This window comes from Pseudomonas entomophila, assembly GCF_029478665.1.
Classification (GTDB): domain Bacteria; phylum Pseudomonadota; class Gammaproteobacteria; order Pseudomonadales; family Pseudomonadaceae; genus Aquipseudomonas; species Aquipseudomonas entomophila_F.
This window is the reverse complement of sequence record NZ_JARPQB010000021.1, coordinates 39,831-63,270: the sequence shown is the minus strand read 5'-3', so window position 1 is coordinate 63,270 and position 23,440 is coordinate 39,831. Positions and strand designations below refer to the sequence as shown.

Here is a 23,440-nt window from a genome sequence, read left to right as displayed (position 1 = left end):
TTCAAAAAAGTCGTTGACGATCGGTTCGGAAATCTATTTAATGCACCTCGTCGCCCAGATAGCTCAGTCGGTAGAGCAGAGGATTGAAAATCCTCGTGTCGGCGGTTCGACTCCGTCTCTGGGCACCACCTTCAGCTTCTGGTGGTTGCAAAGTTACCCGAAGCGACACAAGAAACCCGCCTAGTGCGGGTTTTTTGTTGTCTGTGATTTTTCGTTCCGACCTGTTGATTGATATCAAGAAGCGCCCCATCGCTACCCCCTAGCATGGCGAGTGGAAAATCGAATCGATCGAAAGGACCGCCATGAGCGACGAATCCACCTTGCTGCTCCCCTCGCTTGCTGAAGCCATAGCCCCCAGTGCTCAGCCAACCCTCCGCGCTCGCCGCCCACGCGCCCGCAAACCTGCCAGCAAACCGGAAACCATCACCCAGGTCAGCCAGCAGCCTGCGGCCCTGGAAGTGGCCAACGCGCGCAAGGGCAGCAACGAAGACAGCACCTCGGCGCGCCTGCCGGCCAGCTACCCGTATCGCACGCGCATGCGCCGCCAGGACTACGAGAAAGCCAAGCACGACCTGCAGATCGAGCTGTTGAAAGTGCAGAACTGGGTGAAGGAAACCGGCCAGCGCATCGTGGTGCTGTTCGAGGGCCGTGACGCGGCAGGCAAGGGCGGGACCATCAAGCGCTTCATGGAGCACCTGAACCCGCGCGGCGCGCGTATCGTCGCCCTGGAGAAGCCTTCCGAGCAGGAGAAAGGCCAGTGGTACTTCCAGCGCTATGTCCAGCACCTGCCCACGGCCGGTGAAATGGTGTTCTTCGACCGCTCCTGGTACAACCGCGCCGGCGTCGAGAAGGTGATGGACTTCTGCACGCCACTGCAATACCTGGAGTTCATGCGCCAGGCGCCCGACCTTGAGCGCATGCTGTGCAACAGCGGCATCCTGCTGTTCAAGTTCTGGTTCTCGGTGAACCGCGAGGAGCAGTTGCGCCGCTTCATCTCCCGCCGCGACGACCCGCTCAAGCACTGGAAGCTGTCGCCCATCGACATCAAGTCGCTGGACAAATGGGAGGACTACACCGCCGCCAAGGAGGCGATGTTCTTTCACACCGATACCGCCGATGCGCCGTGGACGGTGATCAAGTCGGACGACAAGAAGCGCGCGCGGATCAACTGCATCCGTTACTTCCTGCATTCACTGGATTACCCGGGCAAGGATCACCGCGTGGCGCATGCACCGGATCCGCTGCTGGTCGGCCGGGCCTCGCGGGGGTTCGAGGAAGACGAACCAGCGGCGCCAATCAGTTGAATCGCTGGGGCTGCTACGCAGCCCTTTCGCGGCGCAAGGCCGCTCCTACAGAGTTACGCGATCGCCTGTAGGAGCGGCCTTGTGCCGCGAAAGGGGCGCAAAGCGCCCCCGGAGATCTCGAATACCTACTTGGGTTTCCCTGGCAACTACGCTTCAATACGCGCCTTTACCAGACACCCCAAGGATCCGCCCCATGGCCACCAACACCAAACAACAGAAACGCGCCAAACGCGCCGCCGCCAAGGCCAAGCAGAACCGCATGGTGCGCAGCGGCCAGGCGGTCAAGGCCAGCGCCGGCGACAGCGCCAGCGTCGAGCAGGTGTTCAACAAGGCCATGGAATCGGGCAGCTACGACAGCCTGTTCGAGAAGATGAAGGAAGCCCAGGAAAACGGCCTGGTGCCGATGATTTCGGTGTTCCTGGTCGACCCGCTGCTGGCGCTGGTGCTCAAGGGCCACAAGGAAGAGCATTCCACCGACTACATCGTCATGGTGTTCACCGCCTACCGCGCCTGGCTCGACGGTATCGACGAGGACGCGACCATGGCCTGGCTGGAGAGCGACGAGTTCCAGGATGCCTACGTCACTGCCTCCGAGGTGGTGGCCAAGCAGCAGCAACAGCAGAAGCAGTTCGGCTGACCTTCCGGGCCCTGTTCGCCGGCAAGCCGGCTCCTACACGGCCCCTCGCCGGCGAAAGGGCCCGCCCAGACAAACAAAAAGGCCGCGCCCCTCACAGGGCGCGGCCTTTTCATTTCATACCAGCGAATCAGCTATCCAGCGCCACCCGCGCGGCACTACCACGCTTGCGGTGCACCAGCAGGCCGGTTGCAACCACACCGATGCTCAGGATCGCCGTGGCGATGATCTCGGCACGGTGATCCTCGCGCAGCGCCATCACCACCAGAATGGCGACGATGAAGGCGATGGTCGCCCAGGTCAGGCCCGGGAACAGCCACATCTTGAACGAGATCTTCTCACCGCTGGCTTCACGCTGGGCACGCATGCGCAGTTGCGACACGGCGATCACCAGGTACACCAGCAAGGCGATGGCGCCGGAGCTGGCCAGCAGGAACTCGAACACCGCGGCCGGAGCCAGGAAGTTGGCGAACACACACAGGAAGGCTGCGGCGGTCGACAGCAGCACCGCGCAATGCGGAGTACCCGCCTTGGTGGTGCGCTGGGCGACTGCCGGGGCGTCGCCACGCTTGCTCAGGGAGAACAGCATGCGCGAAGAGGTGTACAGCGCCGAGTTCAGGCAGCTGGTCACGGCGATCAGCACGACGATGTCGACGATCAGCTTGGCGTTAGGCACGCCGATCAGGCTGAGGACGGTCTGGTATGAACCTTTCTCGGCCAGGGTCGGATCGTTCCAAGGCACCATGGCCACGACCAGGAAGATCGACACCAGGTAGAACAGGCAGATACGCCAGATCACCGAGTTGGTGGCCTTGCTGATCTGCTTGCCCGGGTCTTTCGATTCGGCGGCGGCGATGGTGACGATCTCGGTACCCATGAACGAGAACATGGTGGTCAGCATGGCGGCCAGCACGGCGCCCAGGCCGTTGGGCATGAAGCCTTGGGTGTCGAACAGGTGGCTGATGCCACTCACCTGGCTGCTTGGCACCATGCCGAACATGGCAGCGCAACCGACGATGATGAAGCCGATGATCGCCAGCACTTTGAGCAGGGCGAACCAGAACTCGAACTCACCGTAGTTCTTCACGCTGAACAGGTTGGTGACCGTCAGGGCCAGGGTGATGATCAGGGAGAAGGCCCACAGGTCCACGGCCGGGAACCAGGCGTGGAGGATGGCCGCGGCGGCGTTGGCTTCCAGCGGGATCACCAGGACCCAGAACCACCAGTACAGCCAACCAATGGTGAAACCGGCCCAACGCCCGATGGCGCGGTCGGCATAAGTAGAGAAGGAGCCGGTGTCCGGCGAGGCGACCGCCATTTCACCGAGCATGCGCATCACCAGCACGACCAACGTACCCGCGGCGGCATAGGCCAGCAGCACGGCAGGGCCGGCGGCAGCGATGGCGTGGCCGGAACCGACGAACAGGCCGGCGCCGATGACGCCAGCGATGGACAGCATGGTCACATGCCGTTGCTTGAGCCCCTGAGCGAGGTCATTGGAATTGTTACCGCTCATAAAACTACCTTTGTAAGGAGGTGGACTACACGAATGACTGCCGGCGCGCACCGGGGTGTAAGTGGGCGCTGCCGCATTCAGTGGTTTCCAGATGGCAATAAGCGGGCCAGGTGAGAACCACTTTCGTCTGAAATCATTCAGCCGCCAATAACGGCGCGGCTTGCAGGGCATTCTGCCAAGCTTTGACCGAAAGGCCACCAAAACCCCATGCCAAGTCCGGATTACTGAAATACCCACTTACAAACGCACCAAAGGTGCTCCCCGGTAACACCAGCGCACACTTCATGGGCACACAAAAGCGCAACCAGCAGGCGCAACCGGCGCCCGGCACAACCATGAACAAAGCGCCACCCGGGCAAAAACGGCTTCCCAGACAGGGCCAAAGCTGGCACCATCGCGCCTTTTTTCATCAAGGCTCCGGCGCTGGGCAAAACGCCGTTGCGGACATCCTCGCGACAGTCCACTGCAACGATGCGACAAACTGTCCCACCAGCGACCTGAGCCCCCCGCGACCCGGTTGGCCGCCGTTATGCCGCTATGCTAGCGTGGCGCTCGCCAGGAAGGCCGCCAACAGCTGGGAACGCACCCGAACACATGAGGACCGCACATGGCCCAGGCCACGCCCGCGCTGGAAATCCGCAACCTGCACAAACGCTACGGCGAGCAGGAAATTCTCAAGGGCATTTCGCTGACCGCGCGCGACGGTGACGTGATCTCCATCCTGGGGTCGTCCGGCTCCGGCAAGTCCACCCTGCTACGCTGCATCAACCTGCTCGAGAACCCGCATCAAGGCGAAATCCTCGTCGCCGGCGAGGCACTCAAGCTCAAGGCGCAGAAAAACGGCGACCTGATCGCCGCCGACAACCGCCAGATCAACCGCCTGCGCAGCGAAATCGGCTTCGTCTTCCAGAACTTCAACCTGTGGCCGCACATGTCGATCCTCGACAACATCATCGAGGCGCCACGCCGCGTGCTCGGCCAGAGCAAGGCCGAAGCCATCGAACACGCCGAGGCGCTGCTGAACAAGGTCGGCATCTTCGACAAGCGCCACAGCTACCCCGCCCAGCTTTCCGGTGGCCAGCAGCAGCGCGCCGCCATCGCCCGCACCCTGGCCATGAAGCCCAAGGTCATCCTGTTCGACGAGCCGACCTCGGCGCTCGATCCGGAAATGGTCCAGGAAGTGCTCAACGTCATCCGCGCATTGGCCGACGAAGGCCGTACCATGCTGCTGGTGACGCACGAGATGAACTTTGCCCGCCAGGTGTCCAGTGAAGTGGTGTTCCTGCACCAGGGCCTGGTCGAAGAGCAGGGATCGCCGCAGCAGGTCTTCGAGAACCCGACCTCGGCGCGTTGCAAGCAATTCATGTCCAGCCACCGCTAACGGAGCAATACATGCAGACTTACAAGAAGTTCTTCCTGGCAGCTGCTGCCACGCTGGTGATGTCGGCCAACACAATGGCCGCGGAAAAACTGCGCATGGGTATCGAAGCTGCCTACCCACCGTTCAACAACAAGGATGCCAGCGGCCAGGTCGTCGGCTTCGACAAGGACATCGGCGACGCCCTGTGCGCCAAGATGAAGGTCGAGTGCGAAGTGGTCACCTCCGACTGGGACGGCATCATCCCGGCCCTGAACGCCAAGAAGTTCGACTTCATCGTCTCGTCGCTGTCGATCACCGATGAGCGCAAGCAGGCGGTGGACTTCACCGACCCGTACTACTCGAACAAGCAACAGTTCATCGCACCGAAGAAAGTCGACTTCAAGACCGACCGCGCCTCGCTCAAGGGCAAGACCATCGGCACCCAGCGCGCCACCCAGGCCGCAACCTGGCTGGATGACAACGGCGGCATGGACGGTGACTTCAAGGTCAACCTCTATGATGGCCAGGAAAACGCCTACCTGGACCTGACCTCCGGCCGTGTCGACGCCATCCTCGCCGACAAGTACGCCAACTACGACTGGCTCAAGTCGAAGGCTGGCCAGGACTACGAGTTCAAGGGCGAGCCGGTCAACGAAAGCGACAAGGTCGGTATTGCCGTGCGCAAGGGTGACAACGAGCTGCGCAACAAGCTCAATGCCGCACTGAAGGAAATCGTCGCCGACGGTACCTACAAGAAGATCAACGACAAGTACTTCCCGTTCAGCATCTATTGATTCGCCCCGACAGGCATCGCCGCCATGGCGATGCCTGTCCCTTGAACAAACTTACCCATGAATATCGACCTGCACGGATTCGGTCCGGCCATGATGGCCGGCACCCTGATGACGGTAAAACTGGCGCTCTGCGCCCTGCTGCTGGGGCTGATACTCGGCCTGCTCGGCGCCCTGGCCAAGACGTCCGCGGTCAAGCCGCTGCAATGGCTTGGCGGCACCTACTCGACACTGGTGCGCGGCGTGCCCGAACTGCTCTGGGTACTGCTCATCTATTTCGGCACCGTCGGGCTGATGAACAGCCTCGGCGGGCTGTTGAACATGCCGGGCCTGGAGCTCAGCGCCTTCGCCGCCGGCGTGATCGCCCTCGGCCTGTGCTTCGGCGCCTATGCCACCGAAGTGTTCCGCGGCGCGATCCTGGCCATCCCCAAGGGCCACCGTGAAGCGGGCCTGGCCCTCGGTTTGTCGAAAGGCCGCATCCTCTCGCGGATCATCCTGCCGCAGATGTGGCGCATCGCCCTGCCGGGCCTGGGCAACCTGTTCATGATCCTGATGAAAGACACCGCGCTGGTGTCGGTGATCGGCCTGGAAGAGATCATGCGCCACGCGCAGATCGGCGTGACCGTGACCAAGGAGCCGTTCACCTTCTACGCGGTCGCCGCGTGCATCTACCTGGGCCTGACCGTCATCGCCATGACGGGCATGCACTTCCTGGAAAAGCGCGCCGCTCGCGGCTTCATGAGGGCCGAATAAATGAACTGGGAAGTCATCATCAAGTGGCTGCCACGCCTGGCCCAGGGGGCGACGCTGACCCTGGAGCTGGTGGCCATCGCGGTCATCGCCGGCCTGATCCTGGCCATTCCGCTGGGCATCGCCCGCTCGTCGCGGCACTGGTACGTGCGCGCCCTGCCCTACGGCTACATCTTCTTCTTCCGCGGCACCCCGCTGCTGGTGCAGCTGTTCCTGGTCTACTACGGCCTGGCGCAGTTCGACCTGGTGCGCGACAGCTCGCTGTGGCCGTACCTGCGCGATCCGTTCTGGTGCACGGTGCTGACCATGACCCTGCACACCGCCGCCTACATCGCCGAGATCCTGCGCGGCGCGCTGCAGGCGATCCCCAAGGGCGAGATCGAAGCCGCCCGGGCGCTGGGCATGTCGCGTGGCAAGGCGCTGTTCTACATCATGCTGCCGCGCGCCGCGCGCATCGGCCTGCCGGCCTACAGCAACGAAGTGATCCTGATGCTCAAGGCCAGCGCCCTGGCCAGTACCGTGACACTGCTTGAGCTGACCGGCATGGCGCGGACCATCATTGCCCGCACCTACCTGCCGGTGGAGATCTTCTTTGCCGCCGGGGTGTTCTACCTGCTGATCTCGTTCTTCCTGGTCCAGGGCTTCAAGCTGCTGGAGCGCTGGTTGCGCGTGGACGCCTGCCAGGGGCGTTGAGCCTGTGACAACAGCGGGGCCGCTTCGCGCCCCATCGCGGCACAAGGCCGCTCGTGCGATTTCTGTAGGAGCGGCCTTGTGCCGCGATGGGGCGCGAAGCGGCCCCTATCGACAGCGCCCCGGTGCTTGAATGAACACGACGCCCTATCTGCAAAACGACCAACTCCAAGAGCGCTTCCAGGCCCTCGACCAATTCCTCATCGAGCATCAACACCTGTGGCGCCCTCGCCCCTTCACTCACGTGCGAATGGGCTGGGAAACCGAACATCCCGAGCTGTCCCACTGGCTGCGCCAACGCACCCTGGAACAGGCCGAAGCCGTCCAGCAACACCCTGAACACCTTGCCGCCCCGGCCCCCTTTCCACAGCTGGCCAAGCAGGCCCTGCTCCTGTCCAAAGTCGGCGAACTGCCCAACGCCAGCCTGCACCCCGCCGGCCACCGCCTCGACGTCAACGTCCCCGGCCGCAAGTGGCAGCAAATTGAAGCCTTCGCCAGCTGCCTGGCGTTCGACCAGCCCACGCACCACTGGCTCGACTGGTGCTCCGGCAAAGGCCACCTGGGCCGCCGACTGCTGCAGCCCGGCCAGCAGCTGACCTGCCTGGAGTACGACGCTGAACTGGTCAACGCCGGCCAGGCCCTGAGCGACCATCACCACCTGCCCGCCACTCATGTGCACCAGGACGTCATGGCTGCGGACAGTGTCCAGCACCTCGATGGTGGTAAAAGCGCAGTCGCCCTCCACGCCTGCGGCGACCTGCACGTGCGCCTGTTGCGAGCGGCCAGCCAACAGGGGTGCCAGCAGATCGCAGTAGCCCCCTGCTGCTACAACCGCATCCAGGGCAAGCATTACCATGCGATGTCGGCAGCCGCGCTGGCTTCGACCCTGGCTCTGACTCAGGAAGACCTGGGCCTGCCGCTGAGCGAGGCGGTGACCTCCAGCCTCAGGACACGCCGCCAGCGCGACACCTCCATGGCCCGCCGCCTGGGCTTCGACCTGCTGCAGCGCCAGCAACGGGGCACGGACGACTACCTGCCGACCCCCTCGCTACCCGTCAGTTGGCTGGCAAAGCCCTTCGAGCAGTACTGCCGCGACCTGGCCGACCTCAAGCAGGTGACACTGAGCGGTGATCCCGACTGGGCCAGCCTGGAGGCCGCGGGATGGCAACGCCTGGCCCAGGTGCGCAATCTCGAGTGGGTGCGCAACCTGTTCCGCCGCCCGCTGGAGATGTGGCTGGTGCTCGACCGCGCACTGTTCCTGCAGGAGCAAGGCTATGCGGTACGCGTCGGCGTGTTCTGCGACTACCCCCTCACGCCACGCAACCTGTTGTTGCTGGCCGAGCGCGACGGATCGCCGCAGGCGCTTTGACAACCTGTGGATAAGTCTGTGAACAAGCTTGTGATGAAAATCACACGGTCGTGGAGAAATGCGCTATTTGCGCCGCTTTGCTTATTCCACTGAATCCATGAAAGCCAGAAAAAACAGGCCTTTGCGCAAAGACAGGTGGTAGCGCCGGCCGGCATGCCTTTTGTGCAAGGCGCAAATGCTCCTTGTGCATAAGCATTCCAGCCAAACGCTCCAACCCCCCTCGGGCGAGGGTATTTTCAGGCCAGTTTCAGCAGGCTCATGCCCACCAGCAGCAGCACCAGCCCCAGCCAGCCACGACCGGCCAGGCGTTGGCCGAACAGCGCCCAACCCATGGCCACGGTGGCGAGGATGCCGAAACCACCCCAGATGGCGTAGGCCAACGACAGTTCGATGTCCTGCACCGCCTGGGCCAGCGCGGTGAAGGCCGCCAGCACGCAGAGGATCGAGGCCACGCCCAGGCCCTTGCGGCGGAAGCCGTCGGAGTACTTGAGCAACAGGTTGGCCAGCACTTCCAGCGCAATGGCCAGGCCCAACCAGGCGAATGGAATCAGCATGGCAGCGCCTCCCCTTCACGTTCGACGGCCTTGGCCCGGGTACCCGCCTTGACCAGCAGGATGCCGGCGATCATCACCGCCAGGCCCAGGGCCTTGGTCCAGCCCAGGCTTTCACCCAGCCACAGCACGCTGATCAGGGTGATCAACACGATACCGAACCCTTCCCACAGCGCGTAAGCGACACCCACCGGCACCCGCTTGACCGCCAGGGCCAGGAAGAAATACGACAGACAGATCATGACGTACATGACCACATGCCCCAGCACGGGGAAATGAGTGGCGGCGAGTTTCATCGACGCCGTGCCAATCACCTCGAAGGTGATGGCGACGATCAGATAGATCCAGGAACGCATGGTGCCCTCCCATGGGCGACAGCAGCCGGGCGCACAGTCATCGGCGCCGGAAAAAGACGGTTAAGGCTGAAGAGGGAGGGAGGAACTAGAGGTCGCCGGTCCAGTGACGTTCACGGGAAACCAGGCGGGAGGTGGAGAGGAGCTTGAAAGCTTTACTGTTCAACATAATGAACACGAGATTAGCTGAGATGATCGAATAAGTCAAAACGATAGACTCAGCCTAATTATTTGTCACGAGCAATCGTCCACAAACAGTGAAAACCCCTTAAAGCCTGCTGAAAGCTTCGTAAATTATATTACCCAGCCAAAACCCCGCCCCTGTAGGAGCCAGCCTTGCTGGCGAAAAAGCCGCCACAACCCCCACCCGGCAGCCGCCACCCTGCGGCAAAGTGTCACCACCCCCAAAATCACCCAATTAATTATTGTATTACGATAATTATTCAAGAATAATCCGTCCCGTTCATCATTGTACGGAGGCACCCCATGAACAGTAGATCCGTGGCCTATGCGCGTTCGCGCCTACGCACCATTGGCGCATTCGCTGCCTTTCTCGCCTGGACGACCGCCGCGGTAGAACTGCTCGGCACCCCCATGCTGTGGCTATTCGACTTCCCCGAAGTGCAAGCCGCCTACCTGCAGGCCCACGGCGACCAGATGCCCCTGCTGCTGGCGCCCAATTACCAGCCCTCGGCCCTGTCCATCGGCCTGGTCCTGGCACTGGACATGATCCCCACCAGCATCTCGGTCCTGGCCCTGGGCTTGACCGGCCTGTTCTTCCACCGCCTGTCCAAGGGCCAGACCTGGACCAGCGCCAACATCAAGCTGCTGTGGTGGGTCGGCCTGCTGTGCATCGGCACGCCGCTGCTGTGGCCGGTGGTCGACACCTTCCAGGGCCTGGCCCTGGCCATCGACCTGCCTGCCGGGGAAAGAAGCTTCAGCGTCTCGATCGGTGTATCATCGCAGGCTGTCTACGAGATCATGAAAGGCATCCTGCTGTGTGCCTTCTCGCTGCTCATGCGTGACGCCAAGACCATCAGCGATGAACACAACTGTTATGTCTAACCGCTCCCTATGCCGATAATCATCCGCCTCGACGTCGTCATGGCCCGGAACAAGATGCGTTCCAAGGACCTGGCGGAAATCATCGGCATCACGGAAGCGAACCTGTCGCTGCTGAAGAACGGCAAGATCAAGGGTTTCAAGATCGAGACCCTGGAGAAGCTGTGTCGCGCACTGAACTGCCAACCGGGCGACCTGCTGGAGTTCAGCGACGAATGATCAAGGACTGCACCACCCATGGCATTTTCCCGCACGGGCCTCGCCGCCCTGCTACTGGCCTGCCTGCCGCTGGCCGGCTGTGGCCCGAGCTACAGCTATAGATACTCGCCACCGCCCAGCGCGCATGGCATGAACTGCATCAACAGTTGCTCCACACAACGCAACCACTGCCAGCAGATGGCGCGGTTGCAGGAAAACAGCGAACGCGCGCTGTACCAGGCCGAGATGAGGGCCTACCAGTACTGCCAGAACGGCAAGAGCAAGAAGGAAGCGCGTCACAGTTGCTACTACCCGAGCTACCCCTTCTCGACGGGGAGCAGCTACAGTTGCGGCAACGACTACGATTCCTGCTACATGGCCTGCGGCGGCACCATCCAGCGCATTTTGAACAAAGACTGATCCCGGAACGGACTCGAACCACGTGAAACACGCCAAGCCCTTCGCCCTGCTGACCCTCGCCCTGGCCATGACCGGCTGCGCCGGCAACACCGCCACCAGCAAGCCCGCCCCGCTCGACTGGAACATGCCCGGCATGCAGCTCGGCGGCGACCGCGGCCTGCCGCTGCACAACGTCGACGGCAGCTGCCGCAAGCGTGGCTGCGACAACGGCAAGCTGTTCTTCAACCCAGGCAAGCCTGAACCGAGCGTCAACAGCATCCACCGCGGCTGGTAGGAAATTTCTCCTTTCACCTCGGTGACTTAGGGGTTTTAGCGATGAATGCAACGAAGTGGTTTACAGCCGCGAATCCATCGCTATAATGACGCCCCTGTGCCGGTATAGCTCAGATGGTAGAGCAACTGACTTGTAATCAGTAGGTCCCGGGTTCGATTCCTGGTGCCGGCACCATACGCAGTATCAAAAAAGGCTCACCGAAAGGTGGGCCTTTTTTGTTTTGCTGCGAATGAAGCTTTGACTTGCCCCGCCAAGGCATCTACGATTTTTATCGTAAATTTTAGATATCCAGGGCAGATCGGCTAATGGCACTTCAATTCCACGAAAGCCCATTCCACGTTACCCACGATGTGGAAACGGCCAGCAAGATGGCTCTGAAGATGGACCTTTCCATCTTCATCACTGACTGCATCAAAAAAATGGGCCTCAAGCAACACGAGGCTGCAGCCAGGCTGAACGTGAGCCAGTCCCGGGTATCCGAGCTGGCAAATGGCAAGATCGAGAAATTCACCCTGGATGCCATGCTGGATATGCTCGACAAGCTCGGCTTTCGCACCAGCCTGGTACTGGCCTCGGACGATACTGGTGCCCTTCCCCAGATTGTGATCTCCCAAGCGCCCGCCAGCTAAACCCTGTACCCCATTCTTCTGAGCTCCAGCTTCAGCTCCTTCAATCGATCCTCAGCAACCTGCATCGCATGCCGCTCAGAACTGTTGGTGGTTTTCACGAACGAATGCAGCAGATCCTGCCGCACGGGCTGAGCCTGCCCCGAGTACCGAAAGGCGACCAGGTCTGGCAGTACAGCGAAGCCTGCCAGCAGCGCGTCGACGCGGACGGCAACTGGCTGCGCCAGACGGACGGGAAGATCCAGGACAAGGCGATCGAGCGCGAGGTGGAGTCGCTGGCCAACCGTGAGCAGTTCCAGAGCCATACCAGGAACGTGGACGAACATTCCACCGAGACGGTGGGCGGGGTGAAGAAGGTCGAAGCCCTGGGCGCGCTCAAGCTGCTGTCCGGCGGATCCGCGAGCCTGGCCGCTGTCGATGACCTGCACCAGGCGACGGGCCGCGACCTCAACTTGGTGGTGGGGCAGAAGCTCAACACGGCGATCGGGGGGGGACCTGCAGGAGCGCATCGAAGGGATGCGCAAGAGCGTCACGGCGGGAAGCCAGCGGCTGCAGGCGCCGAAGACTTGGCTGGGGTCTGAGGGAGTGAACGTGCTGCAGGTGCTGTGCGATCTGCTCGATCTAGTGCAGGCCATGAACCAGCAACTGGCGAGCCACGTTCACGGGCCAACACCGCCGCCAAGCAATGCGGCGGCGTTTAGCGGTGCAGCTCAAGTAGCCCAAGGCCTGTCCGAGAAAACTAAGAATTTGACGCTTTCCTAATCACGGCGTTCCTTCATTAAATCCAAAAAGTGCGAGATACTTTTCCCACTATACATAATCCCCCGTTCAAGGCCGTGCTTGCTGATTCCGTACTGCGATGCACCAGCACGATCCTCTGTGGATTTGAGTTTATTAATATCCTTTTTCAGCTGTCTAATAATTTTCTGCGACTGTTCGTCCTTGGTTTCAAGGCTTTCGAGGCGTGCGAGGGTAGCATCAACGTTCCTCGTTGCATCTTCCAGTTCAGCAGCGATACGCTGGTGATCCGTCATTAATTGCAGCTTTTCTGCTTCTGCGCCTTTCAATAGCTCGTTCAAATCTTTAGCAAAAAGTCCCATTTCGTCTGCGCTGCCTGCGAGACCAGAGAACAGCCTAAGGAAAATCGCAATTTGAGCATTATCTGAAAAATCCGGATAGCGTACGGTGTGGTCAACTTCGCTCCAGCCTTCCTGAAAGATTGTTCTAACTTGCAATTCTGCATAAAATGTAAGTTTGGCTGGTTGGATTTTTACTATGTAGTGGATCGACCGATAACCGCCGTCATGATCCTTTTTAACGGCGCCGCGAGCAGAAATCGCATCGTGGGGCTCTTCTCCTGCGCGGACGTAGGCAATCACGTCCTCTGCCAACTCCCAGTAATCTCGGATGCTCTCATCTATCGGCGCACATTCGTCCTTAAATAGATGAAGTGCGCGCACGCCGATTAGATCTGTAACCACCCACAGATAGTTGTCAGGGGATACAGTTGTCCATTTCTCCTGTGGATTTTCTTCTAGATTTTTACGGACAATTTTCTTTATCAGGTGAAATGGATCTTTCACACGCCAGCGTACGGAGTGTACCTTTTCGAAAGTCTGAATTGTAGACGCAATCATCTTCGCCGCAGAATTAAGAGGCGACTGAATTTTTTGGTAGTGCTCATATATCGCGACAAGGTTTTCGAATGTACAGCCTGATCTTTTAAACTCGTCTTCCGTGATGTTCGCGCCAGCGAGAAGTTCATCATGATTCATTTCGCACCCCTGAGATTTAGCCTTGGTCAGATTAATAATCTTTATTTTTCTTGAGGTTAGGCTCAGTTAGCCTAGTGGTCAATAATAATGCCGGCTGAAAAAAATCGGCAACGAAAATCACTTATCCCCCTCCCGCCGACGCGCTCCGCCTCGGAAAAAATGCAAAGGGGCTGGGCTTTGCTATGGCCGGCCACGGCAGGCGTAGCGCGGGCCACGGGGGACCGAAGGGCATTGCACACTGTGCAAAGGATTGATGGCTGTGCAGGGTTGAGCCAGTGAGAGTGTCCACAAAGTGTCCACAGCGCTCCCGGATACCTGACCCAAATATCCGTGAATAACCAATAAAATCAGCTGATAGCCGGCTTTTATCAATGAACGCTTGGCGATAGGGTGGACTTGTAATCAGTACGTCCCGGGTTCGACTCCTGATACCCGAAACGAAAAAGCCCGCTTTTCAGCGGGTTTTCCGTTTCCAAAGGTGATCACCAGCCCATGGCAAACATCTCCAGCCTTGAGCAGGTTCACTTCAAATGAACTTTCAGCTCTTCGGAAGCCTGCAGCATTGCAGAGCGTACCGCCGGAACCTGGCTGACCACGTTCAACAACCCGTAGTCATGGATCATGCCGTTGTAGCGCACCGCCGTGACTGGCACCCCAGCTTGGTCCAGTTTGCGCGCGTAGGCTTCCCCTTCGTCACGCAGTACATCGGCGCTCGCGGTCTGGACCAGCGCTGGCGGCAGCCCTTTCAACTGCTCAGGGGTGGCGCGCAGCGGCGAGGCGTAGATCTCGGCACGTTGCTTGGGGTCGGTGGTGTAGTTGTCCCAGAACCACTTCATCATGTTCCTGGTGAGGAAGTGCCCCTCGGCGTACTGGTTGTACGACGCGGTCTCGAAGTTGGCGTCGGTCACCGGCCACAGCAACACCTGGTACTTGATGGCCGGGGTACCCTTATCCTTGGCCATCAGGCTGACCACGGCTGCCATGTTGCCGCCAACGCTGTTGCCCGCTACCGCCAGGCGCTTACCGTCGACATTGATTTCCTTGCCGTGCTCGGCCACCCATCGGGTTGCTCCGTAGGCCTGGTTGATCGCCGTCGGGTAGCGCGCTTCAGGGGACGGGGTGTAATTGACGAACACCGCCACCGCCCCGGAACCGACGACCAGATCACGCACCAGGCGCTCATGGGTCGGGAAGTCGCCGAGCACCCAGCCGCCGCCGTGGAAGTACATGAACACCGGCAAGGTCCCCTTCACACCCGCCGGACGCACGATGGTCAAGCTGATGGCCTGGCCATCGACGGTGATGGTCTTCTCGCTGACATCCGCCTTGGGCAGTGCCAGTTTCACCCCGGCCTGAGCGCCAGTCAGTACCGCGCGGGCATCCTTCGGCGAAAGCTGCTCGATGGGTTTACCGCTGCCTGAGTTCAAGGCATCGAGGAATGCCTGGGTGTTGTGTTCGACGCCAGCGTCAGCGAATGCGTTACCGATCGACAAGGCAAGCAGCGAGCCAACGAGTGTTTTGCTCACAACGTTCATTTCATAACCCCTGTTTCTGTTGAGGCGGGAAATCAGACGGTGACGTGCAGACGGACATCGACGTTGCCACGGGTTGCGTTGGAGTACGGGCACACTTGATGGGCCGCCTCCACCAACGCTTGTGCATCGGCTCGCTCCAGGCCTGGCAGGCTGATGTGCAGGTCGATGTCCAGGCCAAAGCCGCCTGGGATCTGGCCAATACCGACCCGCGCAGTGATCGAGGCGTCGGCTGGAATGCTGCGTTTGTTCTGGCTGGCGACGAACTTCAGGGCACCGATGAAGCAGGCCGAGTAACCCGCGGCGAACAGTTGCTCAGGGTTGCTGGCAGCACCACCGGCACCGCCCAATTCCTTCGGTGTGGCCAGTTTCACGTCGAGGTTGTTGTCGCTGGAGATGGCTCGGCCATCACGACCACCAGTTGCGGTTGCGACTGCGGTGTAGAGAACTTTCATGGCTTTCCTCACTTTTGAATGTTTGCGCGCCAACAATGCGCAATAAGCTGTCGCTCAATAATTTCGCGCGCAAGATTTTTATAAAATCGTCTGCCGCTCTAACAATCTGATTTACAAGGCGGTTACACCTCAGTCCGGCCAGGCTCGCCTGCGCGTTGATGAGGCCTTAGTGCTTCACGCAACGACCGGAATCGGGCAGCTGGCTTGTTGCTGCCAAGCCGTCGGTGTCATGCCCTCAGCCTTCACGAAGGTACGGCAGAAGTGAGATTGATCGCTGAAGCCGCATTCCATCGCGATCTCCGTGAGCAACATCGTGGAAGCCTTCAATAACTCTCTGCTCTTCATGACCCGCTGCTCACGCAGCCATCGCTGCGGGGGCATTTGGGTGCTTTCCTTGAACATGCGTGAGAAGTGGCTGCGTGACAACGCGCACGCTTTGGCGAGTTCAGTCACTGAAATGCCGGAATTCAGCCTGTCCAGCATCAGTTGCTTGGCCGTTCTCAACTGCCAGGATTTGAGCTGCCCTGTCGAAGCCAATGTGAGCGTCGCCAGCACGGTAGAGTTGTCCTTGTTCATACACACCCATGAATCCAGGTAGCAGGATGCGAGCGCCTGACGCGAACAGCGCTAGCCACTGGAGACCGTAGAGGTTCCAGGCCAGGCTCGTTGATTCGGTCCAGTCGACTGCGCACCCTGCGCAAGTCTGTGAACAGCCCCAGGGCTGGGGCTGGCGATGGCTCAGACAGTTGCAGCGACAGGCGCCAAGGTGGGGCCATGCTGAACGCGCTCAGGCGCCTTGTGCACCATGGTGTAGGCGTAGTCGACGCCCATGCCATAGGCACCGGAATGTTCCTTTACCAGCTCCATCACGGCGTCGTAGGTGTCGCGGTTCTTCCAGTCCCGTTGCCATTCCAGCAGCACCTGCTGCCAGGTCACCGGCACCACGCCGGCCTGGATCATGCGCTGCATGGCGTAGTCGTGGGCTTCCTTGGTGGTGCCGCCGGAGGCGTCCGCGACCATATAGATTTCATAGCCGGCATCGTTCATTGCCGACAGGGCGAAGGTGGCGTTGCAGACCTCGGTCCACAAGCCGGAGACGATGATCTTGTTGCGGCCATTGCGCTTGAGGGCGTCGCGCACCTTCTGGTCATCCCAGGAGTTCATCGAGGTGCGCTCCAGCAGGGGGGCGTCCGGGAACACCGCGAGCAGCTCGGGGTAGGTGTGGCCTGAGAAGCTTTGTGTCTCGACCGTGGTGAAGGTGGTGGGGATATTGAAAATCTTCGCGGCCTTGGCCAGGCCAACGGTGTTGTTCTTCAGGGTTTGCCGGTCGATGCTCTGTACACCGAAGGCCATCTGCGGCTGCTGATCGATGAAGATCAGTTGGCTGTTAAGCGGGGTCAGGACTTCAGTCTTAGGATTGCTCATTGTTGTTTCCTTTCAATTTGATGAAGTTCAAGCGCACCCGTTTCGGGGCCCGGGCGTTACCGTAGCCACGAGTACGCTCCTCAGCGTCGTTGCTTGAGGACGAGCAAAAGATAACGAAACAAAGCGCCTGGCGGTGGCGCACTTTTGCGCCTCTACCGGCTCATTTTTGCGCCATTGAATACGCGATCGCGCTGCTAGCATTCGCCTTTCCATTCGGATCAAGCCGGTCCGTCATGTGCAGGAGAATGCAATGGCAGCTTCACAACCGTTCAACAAGCAGACCGCCTACTGGGGCGTTTCCTGGGAGGAGGCCTACGGCTATCCGCAGGCACGGCGGGTAGGCAACGAGATCTACGTTTCAGGTCAGTTCAACCATGATGAGGCAGGCAACCTGCTAGCCCCGGCGCCGCTGAACGCCGACGGCAAGCCCTGTGATTTCTCTTCGATGGGCGAGCAGATGCGGGTCTCCTACGACAACATTTCGAAGCTGCTCGCCGTGTATGGCGCGTCGATGCAAGACGTTGTCGAGGAAACGCTTTATGTGCTGGACATGGACGCTGCGTTCGCGGTGGTCGGCAACGTGCGCAAGGCGGCCTATGGCACTGAGCGGCCTCAGTGCGCGAGCAATATCATCGGGGTGTCGAGGCTTGCGCAGCGCCCGCAGTTGATCGAGATCGCCTGCAAGGCCGTGATTGGCGCCCGGGACCTCTGAGCGGCACTCCCGGTTTCGACCTATGTGACCGGGAGCACCGACTGCCCCTCGACCAAGGGCTTTTGACTGGCCACGGCAGCGGCGCAGAATGTCATGAATGCTTTGACGCGCCAGGATTTTCGAATGTCCTGGTGCGTCAGCAGCCACAACTCGTCCTGAAGCTCCGGCAGCACTGGGCCTGCGCGTACCAACCCCGGGGTGATGTCACCCAGCATGCAGGGCAGGAATCCAAACCCCAGGCCCGCCGCGATGGCGACACTTGCGGCGGCAACAGAGTCGGTGCGGTAGGCAATGCGCTCAGCGGCGACTCTGCTTTCGACATAGCGTGTCGCCCTCAAGCCGCTGAGCGCCGCCGAGTAGGACACCCATGCCTGCCCCTCTGCGAACAGGGGCTCGGCAGTCATCTGCTTGGCGCAGCAGTAAGGTGCCCAGGCAATGTTCGCCAGTTTACGGCCCACCAGGCTTTCTGCAGGTTTTCTCGTCGCTCGGATCGCGATATCCGATTCATCCCGGGCGAGGCTGAGGGTTTCATTGCCCACCAGCACCTCGATGGTGATCCCCTCGTTAAGGGCCTTGAAGGCCGCGATGATGGGGGTGAAGAAGTACAGCAGCAGCGAGTCGCTGGTGGTAATTCGAAGTTTCCCCAGCGGGCCTTGGCCTGAACGAGAAACACGCCGCGTGACGCTGACGATATCCAGCTCCACGCGCTCGGCGAGTGCGCGCAACTCAGCGCCCTCGGCGGTGAGCAGATACCCAGATTTGCGGTGATCGAACAGCGCGATGCCGAGCGTTCGCTCAACTTGCGCAACCCGGCGCGAAACAGTGGACACATTGATGCCAAGCTTCTTGGCCGTAGCCGAACGATTGCCGCAATCACTGAGCGTCTTGATGATGCGCAAGTCGTCCCACGAGAGCTGATTGACAGCCTCGGCCACGTCCCACTTCGTCCCATCAGGGGCAGCCGGAGCTTTTCCAGTTGGCGATTTCACACAGTTCGTTCCAGATGCGAAGGCGCAGATGATACGAGAAGGGGTTGGGTGAAGCAGCCACATTGTTCCGGCGATTGGTTGAAAACGGTTATGCCGACTTGCCTATTCTCTGCGCAAGGGATGATCGACAACGTTCGAATTCAGGAGGCCTACCCTTGCGTATGTGGCTCTGGATTGCGTGCGGGGGCCTCCAGCTCATCCTTCCAGCAACGCCTTTTGCAGCTTTCTTACCTCCACCCCACTCAGCTCGAGCGCCACATTCGCGCCCTCCTTCCCCATCCCGCTGATCAACACAATCCCGCCCTTGTTGAAATTGCGTTCCTGAGGCAGCGGATACATCGCGATGATGTGATCGACACTGACCACGTAATGCCGATGATTGGTGATCTCGAAACTGACGAATCGGCTCACTCGGTGTGCTCCTTGCAGGGCTGATCAGCACGCCCAGGTTGCAACCAACGCCCTCCAGAGGCGCCCCACAAGCCATAGTAGCCTTCCGCCAGACCTGCGACAGGTTGTCAGCCCTTTCCACTTCTTGTTTTCGCTCAATAAACCTTATGTTTAAAAGGGGTAATCCTGTGCCCGACGGCTTTCGTCGACTTAAGGAGAAGTCCCATGAGTGAGCAAGACGGATTGGCTTTGACCCGGCGCGGCATCCTGGCGGGCGGTGTACTACTGGGTGTCGGCAGCACCCTGCTGGGCCCTGGCCTGGCCCAGGCAACCGAGTCGCAGGCCAAAGCTTCGCCTGCCGACTGGTCGAAGCTGGAGCGGGCCAGCGTGGAACTGGTCGCACCGCCCCATGTACACGCCCACACCCAGCGCGCGCCCGGTAAACCTCGCATCGTCGAATTCCGCCTGGTCATCGAGGAAAAGGAACTGGCCGTCGACAACAACGGCGCCTTCATCCACGCCATGACCTTCAACGGCTCGGTGCCCGGCCCGCTGCTGGTGGTGCACGAAGGCGACTACCTGGAGCTCACCCTGGTCAACCCGGCCAGCAACAGCATGATGCACAACATCGACTTCCACGCCTCCACAGGCGCCCTGGGCGGCGGCGAGCTGACCCATGTGAAGCCCGGCGAGCAGGTGAAACTGCGCTTCAAGGCCGACCGGGCCGGGGTGTTCGTGTACCACTGCGCGCCTGGCGGGGCGATGATCCCGTGGCATGTGGTGTGTGGTATGAACGGCGCGATCATGGTGCTGCCGCGTGATGGCCTGAAAGACCCCGAAGGCCGCCCGCTGCAGTACGACAAGGTCTGGTACATCGGCGAGCAGGACTACTACATCCCCCGCGACAAGGACGGCAAGTACAAGCGCTACCCCACCCCCATCGCCAGCTTCGCCGACATGCAACCCCTGATGAAGGGGCTGGTGCCGACCCATATCGTGTTCAACGGCAGCGTCGGCGCGCTGACCGGCAAGCAGGCCCTGACCGCCAAGGTGGGCGAGACGGTGCTGATCGTGCACTCGCAGGCCAACCGCGACACCCGCCCGCACCTGATTGGCGGCCACGGTGACTATGTCTGGGCCTCCGGCAAGTTCGCCAACCCGCCACAGCGCAACCTGGAAACCTGGTTCATCCCGGGCGGCGCGGCGGGCGCGGCGCTGTACACCTTCCGCCAGCCCGGCCTGTACACCTACCTCAACCACAACCTGATCGAGGCGGTGATGCTTGGCGCGGCCGCCCATGTGCAGGTCGAAGGGCAGTGGAACGACGAACTGATGAGCCAGGTGGAGGCGCCCGGGCCGATCAAGTAGCGGCGTTGATCCCGATCAAGCCTCTTGGCCATGCGCGGCATAGCCTGAGCGCAGGCATCCACTTCATGGAGGGAGACCATGGCCAAGAAATTTCCCGTGAACCCAAGCCACCCCGAACGGATCTGCTGGGGGTGCGATCTGTATTGCCCGGCCAAGGCGCTGGCCTGTGGCAATGGAGCGGAGCGAACCATGCATCCGGCGGAGTTGTTCGGCGAGGACTGGAACCTGCAAGCGGACCCGCTGGAGCAACTGTTGCCCGACGCATCAGCCATCCGCCACCAAGGTTGAGCCAGGCAGCCGATAACGGCACCATGGCGGTCGCCCTATCACCCAGCAAGGACCGCCCATGGATTTTTTCAAGAAGCTGCTTGGCCAATCACGCCCTGAAGCCAACGAGGCCGATGCCCAACCCCAGCCGCAGGCTGCCGAGCCCGAGCCAACGATGACGGCCGCCGAGGCCGCCAGCCAGGCCGCACGCGAGGCGGGCTGCGCCGTGCTCGATCGCCATTGGCAGACGGTCGGCGAGGTCGAGCAGGATGTGCTGGGTTACGCCATCAGCCCAAGCCTCATGGGCGGGCCACACTGGCCCTCGACCCGCCAGGCCTACCGGGTCGTGCGCCGTGAACGCAGCATCCTCTTGGCCAGCGATGGCCTGTCCGATCCGTTCGACGATGTCGAAGGCGCGGGCAATGGCTTCGAGCTGGAACTGTTCGTCGAGTCGGCCGACTTCCCCGAGGCGGTGTATGGCAAGACTGGCGACGTCAGCCCGTTCATGGGCAGTTGGGCGTTCGATGTGGTGCGCACGGTGGCCGATACCGTGGCCGACGCTGGCGGCATCAATCACCGGCTTGAGCGCTTCGGCGTGCTGTCGTTCGAACTGCCTGGCGTGAGCCAGTCACCGTGCATGCAGGGGCAATTGCCCGCGCACTTCGTGACCGAGGATGACTGCCTCGGTGTGCTGGTAGGCGGGCCGGCGCCGGACTTCAGCACGCATCTGGCAGACATGCCGCTGTCGCCAGTCACGTTGGTACCGGTGGTACTGATCACCGCCGCCGAGCTCGACTATGTGCGCAACGGCGGCGGCCAGGCACGGATGGACCTGGTGGAACGCTTGCAGGCCGCGGGGCATGGGCATGTGAGCAATTTGCAGCGGGAAAGCGTGATCTGAAGGTGTTGCCCGGCAGGGCTTACTTGCCCTGCAGCACCTTGAGCGCCGCTTCGGCCAGGAAGCCCGAGCGGCTCTTGTGCTCGGGGTGGTTCTGCACATAGCTGTCGATGCGAGTGAGCAGGTAGGCCGGCAAGGTGATGTTGAGTTTCTCGGCCTTGCCCAGGTAACGGGTGATGTCGATGTCGATCAGTGCCCAGGTGCATCCGGCGTAAGCCGGGTTGGCGGCATGCTCGCTGACCTTGCCGGCCTTGGGGATCTCCTGCTGGTCCTGGGCGAGCAGTTCGAGATGGCCTTCGATCGCCTCGCGGGCCATGGCGATGGCATCGTCGAGGTCGTCGCCAGCCGAGAAGCACCCGGGGATGTCTGGCACTTCCACGCCCCAGGCGTGCTGATGATCGCCGGGAAGGATCGCGATGGGAAAAAGCATGGCTGGGGTTCTCCTGGTCAGCTGGCGTAACCGATCCGCGCCTGGCGCAGGATGCTGGCCGCAGTGGCGGGCAGCAGGTCCTTCTTCGGGTGCGGGATGGTGACCAGCCCGGTCTTGTGGGGGTGCTTGAAGTGGTGGTGGCTGCCTTTCGAACGCACTAGATACCAACCATCCGCTTCGATCACCGAAATCATTTCACGGCTGTTCATGACCCAATCCTTGGGTGAGCCGGACGGTGGTTAGTATAACCACCGAACATGCTTTATCAACACCATACCCACCAAGGCGACGAGTGGGCGATCCGAAGGGAATTATGGTGATTGGCCGGTGTGGCGATCGGGGAGAAGTGATGCAGGGATTTGCACAGGGCCCGGCCATGCCGGGCATCGCCAGCAAGGCTGGCTCCTACCTGGGTGTTCCAGCCCTCAGGTCGCAAGCCCCGCCACTTCCTGCGCCACCCCCAGGAACGCCGCTGGCAAGCGCGCCTGCCGTCGCTCCTTGAGGCAATACAGGTACTCGTGCATCACCGGCGCGTCCTCCAGCGCCAGCACCCGCAACTCCGGGTTATGCGGCACTTCATGACGGGCGATGATGCTGATGCCGATATTGCGCAGCACCGCCTCGCGGATCGACTCGCGGCTACCGATCTCCAGCAGCGCGCCGGCCTTCACGCCGGCTTCCTGCATCATCTGCTCGGTGAGTTTGCGAGTGGTCGAGCCCTTCTCGCGCATCAGCAGGCAATGCCCGGCCACCACGTCGATGGACACCGCCTGGCGGTGAGCCAGCGGATGATTGCGGTGCACCGCCACCACCAGCGGGTCGGTGCCCAACACCCGGCGCACCAGGCGCGCGTCCTCCAGTAGCTGCGAAGAGGCCGCGATGTCCACCCGGTAGTCCTCGAGCATTTCCAGCACCTGCTGGGAATTACCAATCTCGACCGCCACGTCCACCTGGGGCAGGCGTTCGCGGAAGATCTTCACCAGGTCGAGGATGTAGTACGGCGCAGTAGCGGCGATGCGCAGGCTGCCCTGGGCCTGGCCGCTGTTGCGCAGCTCGAACTCGATATCGGCTTCCTGCTGCAGCAGGGCCTTGACCATCGGCAACAGGCGCACGCCCTCCTCGCTCAGCACCAGGCGCCGGCCGCCACGGTAGAACAGCTCCACCGCATACTGGCTTTCGAGGTTGCGGACCTGCGTGGTCACCGTGGGCTGGCTGAGCCCGAGCTTCTTCGCCGCCAGGGTGATGCTGCCCAGGCGGGCCACCATGTAGAAGGCTTTGAGCTCGGCGCTCAGCATTGTGGA

General features: G+C 61.1%; 29 protein-coding genes, 2 tRNA genes and 1 pseudogene. 19 read left to right on the top strand and 13 right to left on the bottom strand.

All coding sequences use genetic code 11. The annotated features are described in order from the left end of the window. Positions 1-52 precede the first annotated feature (52 nt). The 3 genes from P5705_RS12765 (at position 53) to P5705_RS12755 (ending at position 1,941) form a co-directional block, all read left to right on the top strand. Positions 53-128 (top strand) — tRNA-Phe (locus P5705_RS12765). 174 nt (positions 129-302) lie between these two features. Then, on the top strand, positions 303-1,304 hold the full coding sequence (gene ppk2, locus P5705_RS12760) for a polyphosphate kinase 2 (RefSeq protein WP_277461214.1): 1,002 nt from the start codon (positions 303-305) through the stop codon (positions 1,302-1,304). 193 nt (positions 1,305-1,497) lie between these two features. Further along, positions 1,498-1,941 carry a hypothetical protein gene (locus tag P5705_RS12755; RefSeq protein ID WP_277461213.1) on the top strand — a complete coding sequence of 148 codons (444 nt, stop codon included), beginning with the start codon at positions 1,498-1,500 and terminating at the stop codon, positions 1,939-1,941. 127 nt (positions 1,942-2,068) lie between these two features. Here P5705_RS12755 and gabP read toward each other — a convergent pair whose 3' ends face one another. Then, positions 2,069-3,454, bottom strand: coding sequence for a GABA permease (gene gabP / locus P5705_RS12750; protein WP_277461212.1), 1,386 nt, complete (start codon positions 3,452-3,454; stop codon positions 2,069-2,071). 607 nt (positions 3,455-4,061) lie between these two features. Here gabP and P5705_RS12745 point away from each other — a divergent pair. The 5 genes from P5705_RS12745 to P5705_RS12725 all read left to right on the top strand — a co-directional run bounded on the left by P5705_RS12745 (position 4,062) and on the right by P5705_RS12725 (position 8,414). Next, complete coding sequence (locus tag P5705_RS12745; RefSeq protein WP_011536192.1) at positions 4,062-4,835, top strand: ABC transporter ATP-binding protein; 774 nt, start codon at positions 4,062-4,064, stop codon at positions 4,833-4,835. A gap of 11 nt (positions 4,836-4,846) precedes the next feature. Further along, positions 4,847-5,608: an ABC transporter substrate-binding protein gene (locus P5705_RS12740; protein ID WP_277461211.1), complete on the top strand. Its 762-nt coding sequence runs from the start codon at positions 4,847-4,849 to the stop codon at positions 5,606-5,608. Between the two features lie 57 nt (positions 5,609-5,665). Continuing rightward, positions 5,666-6,358 (top strand): ABC transporter permease, encoded by a 693-nt coding sequence (locus tag P5705_RS12735; RefSeq protein ID WP_277461210.1) that lies wholly within the window; start codon positions 5,666-5,668, stop codon positions 6,356-6,358. After that, entirely contained in the window at positions 6,359-7,048 is a 690-nt protein-coding gene (locus tag P5705_RS12730; RefSeq protein WP_240065256.1) for an ABC transporter permease, read from the top strand. It abuts the gene before it with no gap. 130 nt (positions 7,049-7,178) lie between these two features. Next, positions 7,179-8,414, top strand: coding sequence for a methyltransferase (locus P5705_RS12725; RefSeq protein ID WP_277461209.1), 1,236 nt, complete (start codon positions 7,179-7,181; stop codon positions 8,412-8,414). A gap of 236 nt (positions 8,415-8,650) precedes the next feature. On the opposite strand, the gene mdtI is transcribed toward P5705_RS12725, so the two are convergent. Beyond that, the gene (gene mdtI / locus P5705_RS12720) at positions 8,651-8,968 is read right to left on the bottom strand and encodes a multidrug/spermidine efflux SMR transporter subunit MdtI (protein ID WP_011536197.1); all 318 of its coding nucleotides are present in this window, start codon (positions 8,966-8,968) and stop codon (positions 8,651-8,653) included. Then, entirely contained in the window at positions 8,962-9,321 is a 360-nt protein-coding gene (locus tag P5705_RS12715; RefSeq protein ID WP_277461208.1) for an SMR family transporter, read from the bottom strand. Before P5705_RS12715 ends, mdtI begins: the two co-directional genes overlap by 7 nt. A 483-nt stretch (positions 9,322-9,804) precedes the next feature. On the opposite strand from P5705_RS12715, the gene P5705_RS12710 reads away from it, so the two are divergent. The 7 genes and pseudogenes from P5705_RS12710 to P5705_RS12680 form a co-directional block, all read left to right on the top strand. Continuing rightward, on the top strand, positions 9,805-10,383 hold the full coding sequence (locus P5705_RS12710) for a hypothetical protein (RefSeq protein ID WP_277461207.1): 579 nt from the start codon (positions 9,805-9,807) through the stop codon (positions 10,381-10,383). A 9-nt stretch (positions 10,384-10,392) separates the two neighbouring features. Continuing rightward, positions 10,393-10,599 (top strand): helix-turn-helix domain-containing protein, encoded by a 207-nt coding sequence (locus P5705_RS12705; RefSeq protein WP_023629980.1) that lies wholly within the window; start codon positions 10,393-10,395, stop codon positions 10,597-10,599. A gap of 18 nt (positions 10,600-10,617) precedes the next feature. After that, a complete protein-coding gene (locus P5705_RS12700) occupies positions 10,618-10,998 on the top strand; it encodes a hypothetical protein (RefSeq protein WP_277461206.1) in 381 nt (126 codons plus the stop codon). Between the two features lie 22 nt (positions 10,999-11,020). After that, complete coding sequence (locus P5705_RS12695) at positions 11,021-11,272, top strand: hypothetical protein (protein WP_277461205.1); 252 nt, start codon at positions 11,021-11,023, stop codon at positions 11,270-11,272. Positions 11,273-11,370: 98 nt separating this feature from the next. Then, positions 11,371-11,446: transfer RNA gene (locus tag P5705_RS12690), tRNA-Thr, on the top strand. 131 nt (positions 11,447-11,577) lie between these two features. After that, positions 11,578-11,901 carry a helix-turn-helix domain-containing protein gene (locus P5705_RS12685; protein ID WP_277461204.1) on the top strand — a complete coding sequence of 108 codons (324 nt, stop codon included), beginning with the start codon at positions 11,578-11,580 and terminating at the stop codon, positions 11,899-11,901. Between the two features lie 104 nt (positions 11,902-12,005). After that, positions 12,006-12,660, top strand: a pseudogene (locus P5705_RS12680) (hypothetical protein); the annotation flags it as partial. Here P5705_RS12680 and P5705_RS12675 read toward each other — a convergent pair. From P5705_RS12675 to P5705_RS12655, 5 genes are all read right to left on the bottom strand, one after another. Further along, positions 12,657-13,673, bottom strand: a complete 1,017-nt coding sequence (locus P5705_RS12675) for a hypothetical protein (RefSeq protein ID WP_277461203.1) — start codon at positions 13,671-13,673, stop codon at positions 12,657-12,659. The pseudogene P5705_RS12680 and the gene P5705_RS12675 sit on opposite strands and share 4 nt — an antisense overlap. A 521-nt stretch (positions 13,674-14,194) precedes the next feature. Beyond that, positions 14,195-15,208, bottom strand: coding sequence for an alpha/beta hydrolase (locus P5705_RS12670; RefSeq protein WP_277461202.1), 1,014 nt, complete (start codon positions 15,206-15,208; stop codon positions 14,195-14,197). A 32-nt stretch (positions 15,209-15,240) separates the two neighbouring features. Beyond that, positions 15,241-15,660, bottom strand: a complete 420-nt coding sequence (locus P5705_RS12665; protein ID WP_277461201.1) for an organic hydroperoxide resistance protein — start codon at positions 15,658-15,660, stop codon at positions 15,241-15,243. A 174-nt stretch (positions 15,661-15,834) separates the two neighbouring features. Next, on the bottom strand, positions 15,835-16,236 hold the full coding sequence (locus P5705_RS12660) for a helix-turn-helix domain-containing protein (RefSeq protein ID WP_277461200.1): 402 nt from the start codon (positions 16,234-16,236) through the stop codon (positions 15,835-15,837). 162 nt (positions 16,237-16,398) lie between these two features. Continuing rightward, on the bottom strand, positions 16,399-17,085 hold the full coding sequence (locus P5705_RS12655) for a hydrolase (RefSeq protein WP_277461199.1): 687 nt from the start codon (positions 17,083-17,085) through the stop codon (positions 16,399-16,401). Between the two features lie 250 nt (positions 17,086-17,335). On the opposite strand from P5705_RS12655, the gene P5705_RS12650 reads away from it, so the two are divergent. Beyond that, a complete protein-coding gene (locus P5705_RS12650) occupies positions 17,336-17,797 on the top strand; it encodes a Rid family hydrolase (RefSeq protein WP_277461198.1) in 462 nt (153 codons plus the stop codon). Positions 17,798-17,817: 20 nt separating this feature from the next. Here the strand turns inward: P5705_RS12650 and P5705_RS12645 are convergent, their stop codons facing one another. Continuing rightward, complete coding sequence (locus P5705_RS12645; protein ID WP_431196943.1) at positions 17,818-18,786, bottom strand: LysR family transcriptional regulator; 969 nt, start codon at positions 18,784-18,786, stop codon at positions 17,818-17,820. Between the two features lie 195 nt (positions 18,787-18,981). Next, on the bottom strand, positions 18,982-19,197 hold the full coding sequence (locus P5705_RS12640) for a hypothetical protein (protein WP_277461196.1): 216 nt from the start codon (positions 19,195-19,197) through the stop codon (positions 18,982-18,984). Positions 19,198-19,401: 204 nt separating this feature from the next. Between P5705_RS12640 and nirK the strand changes: the two genes are divergently transcribed. The 3 genes from nirK to P5705_RS12625 all read left to right on the top strand — a co-directional run bounded on the left by nirK (position 19,402) and on the right by P5705_RS12625 (position 21,712). Continuing rightward, the gene (gene nirK, locus P5705_RS12635; RefSeq protein ID WP_277461195.1) at positions 19,402-20,544 is read left to right on the top strand and encodes a copper-containing nitrite reductase; all 1,143 of its coding nucleotides are present in this window, start codon (positions 19,402-19,404) and stop codon (positions 20,542-20,544) included. 78 nt (positions 20,545-20,622) lie between these two features. Beyond that, positions 20,623-20,832, top strand: coding sequence for a DUF3079 domain-containing protein (locus tag P5705_RS12630; protein ID WP_277461194.1), 210 nt, complete (start codon positions 20,623-20,625; stop codon positions 20,830-20,832). Between the two features lie 58 nt (positions 20,833-20,890). Beyond that, complete coding sequence (locus P5705_RS12625) at positions 20,891-21,712, top strand: suppressor of fused domain protein (protein WP_277461193.1); 822 nt, start codon at positions 20,891-20,893, stop codon at positions 21,710-21,712. 19 nt (positions 21,713-21,731) lie between these two features. Here the strand turns inward: P5705_RS12625 and P5705_RS12620 are convergent, their stop codons facing one another. The 3 genes from P5705_RS12620 to P5705_RS12610 all read right to left on the bottom strand — a co-directional run bounded on the left by P5705_RS12620 (position 21,732) and on the right by P5705_RS12610 (position 23,434). After that, complete coding sequence (locus tag P5705_RS12620; RefSeq protein WP_248917873.1) at positions 21,732-22,139, bottom strand: type II toxin-antitoxin system HicB family antitoxin; 408 nt, start codon at positions 22,137-22,139, stop codon at positions 21,732-21,734. A gap of 17 nt (positions 22,140-22,156) precedes the next feature. After that, positions 22,157-22,348, bottom strand: a complete 192-nt coding sequence (locus tag P5705_RS12615; RefSeq protein WP_110992223.1) for a type II toxin-antitoxin system HicA family toxin — start codon at positions 22,346-22,348, stop codon at positions 22,157-22,159. A gap of 216 nt (positions 22,349-22,564) precedes the next feature. Continuing rightward, the gene (locus tag P5705_RS12610; protein WP_277461192.1) at positions 22,565-23,434 is read right to left on the bottom strand and encodes a LysR family transcriptional regulator; all 870 of its coding nucleotides are present in this window, start codon (positions 23,432-23,434) and stop codon (positions 22,565-22,567) included. Between the last annotated feature and the right edge of the window lie 6 nt (positions 23,435-23,440).